Origin of the sequence: Candidatus Stoquefichus massiliensis AP9 (assembly GCF_000455285.1) — a bacterium.
In the GTDB taxonomy this organism is placed as follows: Bacteria; Bacillota_I; Bacilli_A; order Erysipelotrichales; family Coprobacillaceae; genus Stoquefichus; species Stoquefichus massiliensis.
Genome location: NZ_HG005291.1, coordinates 67556 through 75517 on the forward strand (window position 1 = coordinate 67556; position 7962 = coordinate 75517).

6 protein-coding genes are annotated in these 7962 nt (G+C 29.7%); 1 reads left to right on the forward strand and 5 read right to left on the reverse strand.

The annotated features are described in order from the left end of the window. The 5 genes from BN350_RS19210 to BN350_RS12995 form a co-directional block, all read right to left on the reverse strand. The coding region (locus BN350_RS19210) for a family 1 glycosylhydrolase (protein ID WP_044600318.1) at nucleotides 1–907 on the reverse strand (907 nt) is incomplete at its 3' end. Between the two features lie 224 nt (nucleotides 908–1131). Then, complete coding sequence (locus tag BN350_RS12980; protein ID WP_028043994.1) at nucleotides 1132–3657, reverse strand: NADPH-dependent FMN reductase family protein; 2526 nt, start codon at nucleotides 3655–3657, stop codon at nucleotides 1132–1134. Beyond that, complete coding sequence (locus BN350_RS12985) at nucleotides 3654–4433, reverse strand: SGNH/GDSL hydrolase family protein (protein ID WP_028043995.1); 780 nt, start codon at nucleotides 4431–4433, stop codon at nucleotides 3654–3656. Before BN350_RS12985 ends, BN350_RS12980 begins: the two co-directional genes overlap by 4 nt. 60 nt (nucleotides 4434–4493) lie before the next feature. Beyond that, nucleotides 4494–5765, reverse strand: coding sequence for a PTS sugar transporter subunit IIC (locus tag BN350_RS12990; protein WP_028043996.1), 1272 nt, complete (start codon nucleotides 5763–5765; stop codon nucleotides 4494–4496). A gap of 97 nt (nucleotides 5766–5862) precedes the next feature. Further along, the gene (locus tag BN350_RS12995; protein ID WP_028043997.1) at nucleotides 5863–6840 is read right to left on the reverse strand and encodes an AraC family transcriptional regulator; all 978 of its coding nucleotides are present in this window, start codon (nucleotides 6838–6840) and stop codon (nucleotides 5863–5865) included. Between the two features lie 133 nt (nucleotides 6841–6973). Here BN350_RS12995 and BN350_RS13000 point away from each other — a divergent pair, with 133 nt between their 5' ends. After that, nucleotides 6974–7954, forward strand: a complete 981-nt coding sequence (locus BN350_RS13000) for an AraC family transcriptional regulator (RefSeq protein ID WP_028043998.1) — start codon at nucleotides 6974–6976, stop codon at nucleotides 7952–7954. Nucleotides 7955–7962: the final 8 nt, after the last annotated feature.

Below are 7962 nucleotides of genomic sequence, written 5' to 3' on the forward strand. Positions count from 1 at the left end.
CAGTATTTTCCTTTAACAACGCTTCGTCACCATCTTGCATGACAGGCATTGTCCCTTCTCTTTCCATTAGTTTTAAAGCATAACGTGGGTAATATCCTCTTGCTTGAACATCAATAAAGAAATATCCTTCCCTATCACTTTGAATTGATTTCCATACATCTTCAGGATTGCATGTATAAGGATATGTATTTCCTGCTGCTAACATGCATCCTACTTTGTTGTTAGGATCTATCTCATGAGCTATCTTAGTCGCTAAAGCAGAAGCAATCAATTCATGATGAATCGCCTGATATTTATCTTTCAATGCTATCGTCTCATCTTCAATTAATAAGCCAGCCCCCATAAAAGGTAAATGTAAAATCATATTAATTTCATTAAAAGTAAGCCAGTATTTGACCTGACCTTTAAATCTTGTAAAAATTGTACGACATAATCTTTCATAAAAATTGATTAATTTTCTATTTTTCCATCCACCATATTCTTTAATTAAATGAATTGGACAATCAAAATGTGTAATTGTCACTAAAGGTTCAATCCCATATTTATGACATTCATTAAAAACATCTTCATAAAACTTTAATCCTTCTTCATTAGGTTCTTCCTCATCACCATTTGGATAAATACGAGTCCATGCGAGTGACATACGATATGTTTTAAATCCCATTTCACCAAACAACTTAATATCTTCTTTGTACATATGATAAAAATCAATTCCTTCTTTAGCAGGATAAAATTCTCCTTCATAAAAATCAAGACTATCATCTAAACCTAACATAACTGGGAATCTGTTTTTTCCATGTGGAGTAATATCCACATTGGCTAAACCTCTCCCACCTTCATTATATCCACCTTCACATTGATTGGCAGCAGTGGCACCACCCCATAAAAAATCACTTGGAAATCCCATTCATCTTCCTCCTTTTTAATGATTTCTTTAGTATTTCTAATATAGAAATCTTATTTTCATTATATCATTTTAAAATGAAATTGACTTCTATTTTTTAATTCTACCATAAGAAGAATCTATGTCTAAGCAAATCTTATATCCTGCTTGGAAAATTTTCTAATAAAAGAGTAATTTCATATAGTGCAATCATATCAACATCATAAAACATTATTTACTTCATTTTATCATGCTTTTTTATATATTTTTATTGGTTTTATAATTCCCAATGGCTCTAGAGATAAATAAGATGAAAATGAATCTCTTTGATTTCTAGATAAATTATTAGTTGTGATGATTTCTATATGATTTCTTTCTAAATCTATAAAATCAGATAAATCAAAAATATATGGTGGAGCAATCAATGTTTGTATGCTTTTTCCATTGACAATCATTTCAACAATTTCATAAGCTTCTTCTAATTCTAAAAGTAGGTCTTCTTTGCTGCAAATATCAAACTCATACTTGATTTGCCCACTAAAATATGGAAATTTTTGACTTAATGTACTATCAAGTAAAGTATAAGGAATGGGTGTGTATTTTTCTTCATTATAAGATTTTAATGAAATTTTTGCAGCATTTCTTTCATCAATCAATTCACCCTTTTTGATTGACTGATGATGACTCTTACCACTAACAAGAACAAGTGATTGATAGGGGGCTAAGTGAAGATGAAATGATGTTATACCATCTTGTGTTTGACTTTCCAATTGATAACTTTGATTTATATAAGCATCATAAATCATAAGATTCTCTGCTCTTAATGAAACATCTGTATCAATACAATGATGGATATTTTCATTATTTAACATATAAATGATACCATCATCTTGTTTATACTTATATGTTACAAGTTTTTCTTCAAAAGATGAAGTGATGATATCAGTATATTGATAAAGAATCTCACCGATTTTCTCCAGTGGTACTTTTTGACAGTGTTCCATTAAATACTTTGGATAGTCATCAATGAAAATAACTTGAACATTTTTAGCAAGTTCATTGATTTGATCTAATAGAAATTGTGGTAATCTTTGAGCATATGGAATAACCAATACTTGATATGCATAATTATTAATTATATAACTCTTATTCTCAATTCTTGCTTCCATAAGATAATCTTCACTAATGATATCACAGCCAATTTGATGATGAGAAAGTTCTTTTAAAACTTTTTGCATGAACATATAATCTCCAGACCATTCAGCAAATGCGTGATATAAAACACCAACTTGACAATCATGATAACCACCACTTAACAAATGACATAATCTATCAGCATAGGTAGACCATTTGTGGAAATAAAGATATTGAGGGTTATTGCCATGAGCATAAAAATGAGGGGGGCAGTCCCAATCTGGAAACTTTGCTGGATCAAATGCATGAGGGACAATAACATTAACACCATGGGATAGCATATGATCAGTTATCCATTTCATCATTTTTAAGCCTTCTATCCAGCCATAAGCACCAAATGCTTCACACATTAACTTTCCATTCTTTTTTGGATCCAATTTTGCTGCCGAAGCGCCCATTTTCACAAGAGCATAATGATAAAATTCACCATCACTTCCTCCTGTATTAAACGCATCATGATGATAATCCATACCTGGAACAACTTGTCCACCAATGATATCAATGCCTGCCATTGTTTGACCTGCCATGCCTCTAAAATAATGACCTGTTCCATATCCTAATCTGGCATGCGCATTATTATCTTCAATAGTATGTCCAACATAATCAACACCCTTTTCTTGACACCATTTTCCTATATATTGACTAAAGTTTTGACTATAAAGCTGAGTCACAATATTCATATATTCAAATCTTAATTGATACGCCGAAGGACTTTCACCAATAAAAAGATAAATGAGTTTTTCGTCTTTAAAATCTTTGTTTTTTTGTAATTGCTGATAAACTTCATTATTAAATGGTAAAGGCATGTCTTGTCTACCTATTGAAGCTGTTGTCCCTTTGATATTCCCAAATCTTGGTTCATCTGAAAAGAAACCAACAATTGTTTTTTGAAAATCATCATGATAATGTTCATAATGTTTCTCATAGACTTCTTGAATTAAAATTTGAGTGGCTTCTTTTTTCATTGGATCTAGATAATCTTGAGTGACTTCTTCACCACATAAAGTCTCATAAATGACAAAAAGACTATAATCTTTATGATCCAAAGTTAAATAAATTGCTTCATTTTCATAACAATTACTTACATCTTTTAATGTCCTTTCATCATATGCTATAGCATTTTCAGAATTATTTTCTACTAAAATAGCCTTAAAAAACTTATCTGAATGATGTCTTTTATCTTTCATGATTTCACGCATATCAACAAAATTTTTCACATTGATTTCAACATGTGTTGCATCACTTGCTATATCAAAACGACGATATGCTAAATATCTTTTTTTTAGTTCATCTGGCACTTTCCCATTTGCATAACCGGTAGGAAACTTAGCATCATCTAATATCCATAATTTCATATGGTTTAATTTTGCCTGTTCTATAATGAAATTCATTGTCTCCCACCATCCTGCTTTTAAAAATTCAGGATGTGGTCGAGATTCAATACACATATTGTAAATACCTTGTTCAATCATCTTATCTATATATTCTTTTAAGACTTCTTTTGACTCTCCATGCTGCCAAAAGAAGGGATATAAGTAATGCTGATTTTGATTTTGTAAGTTATCTTTTAATCTTTTCATAAATCCTCCTTAAATATTTGCATAATGGCTTCAGCTATATATGTATGTCCTAAAGGTGTTGGGTGATTTTCTTTATTAGACAAAGTAGAAATGAGATCATGTTCATTAACGACATCATTCCACATTTTATAAATATCAACTAATGATAACTGATATTGTGCAGCCATTTTTCTAACAATATCTACACGTTCTTTTAAATTGATATCTAAATCATTTGCAACGGCCTGATTAGGTGTTAATAATATTATTTCTGCTTGTGTTTCTCTTAAAATTCTTTGGATAACCTGTTCATAATAATATTGGTATTGATCTAAAGTTCCTCTATTTTTTGACCAATTTAAAGAGGCATTAATAATCACCAAATCTGGCTGATACATAATCACATCTCTTGTGAGTCTTTTATACATCCCCTTGATATTGTCTCCAGCTAAAGCACTGTTTATCATATTAATCACAGTTAAAGGAAATTGCTGATGCAATAAGTATTGTAATTTATCAACATAACTATCTTGTAAATCTTGTGCGATAATCATCTTTTGTTCATCAATCATTTCAAAATGTCCACCACTGACACTATCTCCTAATACAACGATACATGGATTTCTTAAATCAACAAAGCAATCATTATCTATTTCATGAAATTGAATGATATTCAAATGTTCCTTTAAAATTTGGATAAATTTTTTTGGTTTGATATGATTGGTCAAAGAATGAGTTAATAAATATTCTTCAAATTTTTGTTGATAATGAATAGCCATTTCATACTTTGATTTCATATATATCTCCTTTTCATAGACAGAGAAAGGGAATTGCAGAACTTGCAATTACCCTCAGAATTATTTTTCTTCAATTGAAACTTGTTCTTCTTGACATGCTTGTTTATCTAAGATTTTAAAGAAAGGTAAATAAACAAGAACGGTAATCATAATTTCTACTACATTCCATAAAGCCACTCGCCAGCCCCCAATGATTAATCCAGAGAATACTGGAATAGCAGCACCAGCTGCAATACCATTACCAACTGGTAATATACCAGTCATTGTTAATAGATACGAAATACCAATAAGGATAACTGGTAAAAAGACGAAAGGAATAAGCAGTGTTGCATTTAACATACATGGTAATCCAAAGACAACAGGTTCATTGATTCCAAAACATGATGGAACAATCGCTAATTTTCCAATTTCTCTATAACGTTTACTCTTTGCAGTAAAGGCACATAAGATAATTAATCCTAACGTACATCCTGCTCCACCAATATTTCCAATCGCATTGACCCAATTATAGGTCACAATATTTGTTGCAACTCCAGTTGCTGAAATAGCTGCTATATTTGCTGCATCTGCTGCCATCCAAATTGGCATAACCGCACTTACAACAGCGATTCCATGAATACCAAAGAACCAGCAAAAACCACTTAATACATAGATTAATAAAGCTGCCCAAATAGATCCACCAATAGATGTCAATGGTAAACCAATCACACTATAAATGGCTTCATGAACATTCCCAAAATCAGTCATTTGAAAAAGAATAGAAAGTGTTCCAAAGATAATCGCAATAACAACTCCTGGAATAATTCCAGTAAATGATTTTGAGACAAATGGTGGTACACTATCAGGCATTTTAATTGTGATATTCTTTCTCATTAAAAAACAATAAATATAACCTGTTATTAAGGCTACAAACATAGCAGTAAATAATCCTTTTGCACCTAACCAGCTTAAAGGTAAACTTGTCATAGCTGCATATCCTTCACCTGTTGTTTCCATTGGAGTAACAATCATGAAAGCAATTAATGATAAGATACCACCTGTAAATCCATCATACCCTTCATTATTCACAAATACATAACCAATTGCAAAAACAGCATAGACAGCTAACATATTTGTTGTGACATTGACAAGGACTTGAGTCAATGAATAGATACCTGTTGATTGAATGAAACTTTGATAAGCATCAATAGGAATTTGTTGTAATAATGAGCCAATTGCTCCTATCATCAAAGCTGCCATTAAAGACATTAATGCTTTTGAAATTGTTTGAATAATTTTATTATTATTCAAGGCATTAGCCATTGGTGCTAAAATTTTTTCTAATTTTTCCATAATTTTAATCCCCTTTTATATTTTTTGTTTGTCGACACATTTATCTTAACAAAGAAAACACTTACAAAATATATCGCTTTTTGTTTAAAAGATTATCCTATTTTGCATAGGATGAATATGTTTCCCGATAGACATGGGGTGTCATATGAAATTCATTTTTAAATATTTTATAAAAATATGTAATATTTTCATAACCAACTTCTAACATAATATCTGTTACTGGTAAGTGAGTATTTTTTAAAAGATGTACAGCATTTTTAAGTCTTTCGTTTTGGACCAATTGTTTAAAAGTTTGTCCAGTTTGTTTTCTAATAATTTTACAGACTTTATAATCTGGTAAATGTAACATTTCTGATAATACAACTAAAGAACCTTCCTGATAAGAAGTCGCTATATATTTTAAAATGGTACTGCTTATTAGTTTTTCATAACTATTAGCTTGATAAGTTTCAATATATTCAGGATGATTCATTAGTTCAGTCAATAATAAACCTACTAAAAGTTTTAGTTCTAATGAGTTATTCAACTGAGGAACGTATAAACTGGTAATAATAGATTCAATATATGATTTCACTAATACATTATCCTGTAATTTGAAGACAAGATATTCTCCATTATTTTCATAAGAATAAAGTGCCTCAAATATAAAGTTAAAAACGTCATTCTCATGTTCCATCATCATTGATAAAAACTCAAGAAATTCAGGCTTAATAATAAAATTAAAAATGATATCATTTTCATGACAATACTCAATAGAATGTTCAATATTCTGATTCAGTAAAAGTAATTCTCCCTCATGTAATACGATTTTCTGATCATCAATAATATGTGTCATTTCTCCACCATAAACATACATTAACTCAATATAATTATGTTTATGTTTGGGATATTCTATAAAGCGTGCATGTTTTCTAACACCTATTTGCTGATGCTGATCTAATATTTTATAGCAGTCAATAATCTGACTCCTATCATTAAGATAAATACTTCTATCAACTTTATTCTTTCCATTCAAATTATCAATCTCTTCATCAGTAAAATACACTAACTTCTCTAATATACTCTCCTGTAACATCATATCGCCTCTCATCTGTTGAATCATGTCTTTTCTTTATTATTATAACAACATAATTTTGCCTTTTATATAACCCATTTTTTGTTATTTACTAACCAAACTTTAGATTGTATAATAATCATAGGTGATGCATATGCGAAAAGATGAACTTGATAAACTCCTTAGAAAATATACAATTTCAGAAATCAATCATAAAAAGAATATCAAAACTGATTATTCTCATATGCCTTTTATGTATGATCAGCACCAAAATAAAATTTATAATTTCCAATTTTCTCACTTACTTTCTAATCAAACAATTGCAATTTTAAGAAATGAACGTTTTGCTGATGTTCCTACCCATGTTCATGATTTTATTGAAATGAATTATATGTATTCAGGGCAATGTGTTCAAATCATTAATGGCAAAAAGAGTCTATTAAAAAAAGGGCAAATGACCTTAATTGATACAAAAACACCCCATTCATTAGGATATACTGATGAAAATGATATCATGATTAATATGATCATAGGTAAAGAATATTTAAATCATCAGATTTTCTCTAAACTCTCTCATCAAAATCTTATGACTTCCTTTTTTATCAATGCTTTTAATGATCAATCTCAATTTAACTATATGATTTTTAATACTGAAAATAATGAAAGACTTCAAACCTTTATAATTGAATTATTATTAGAGTACTATCAGCCAACTATTCACTCATATGAAATGCTGAATAGTTTATTTGTTTTAATTATACTAGAAATGATGAACAATCTTGATACAAGTATCAATTATGAATCCGTCAGTGAATCTAACTCTATTATCTTTGCTGCTTTAGAATATATGGAGCATCATTATCTAACTTGTACATTAGAATCTACAGCAAAGCATGTCAATGTTAATGCGAGTTATTTAACAACACTTCTTAAAAAATATTTTCAAAAGTCATATAAAGAATTAATCATTCAATTAAAGATGGATTATGCTTGTTCTCTTCTTTTAAATACTAATGAAACAATCGATGCAATTGCAAGACAATGCAATTACCAAAATTTAAGTTTCTTTTATAAAAAATTCAGAGCAATTTATCACTGTTCACCCAAAGAATATAGAAATAAACATAAATTTTAAAAATTTTC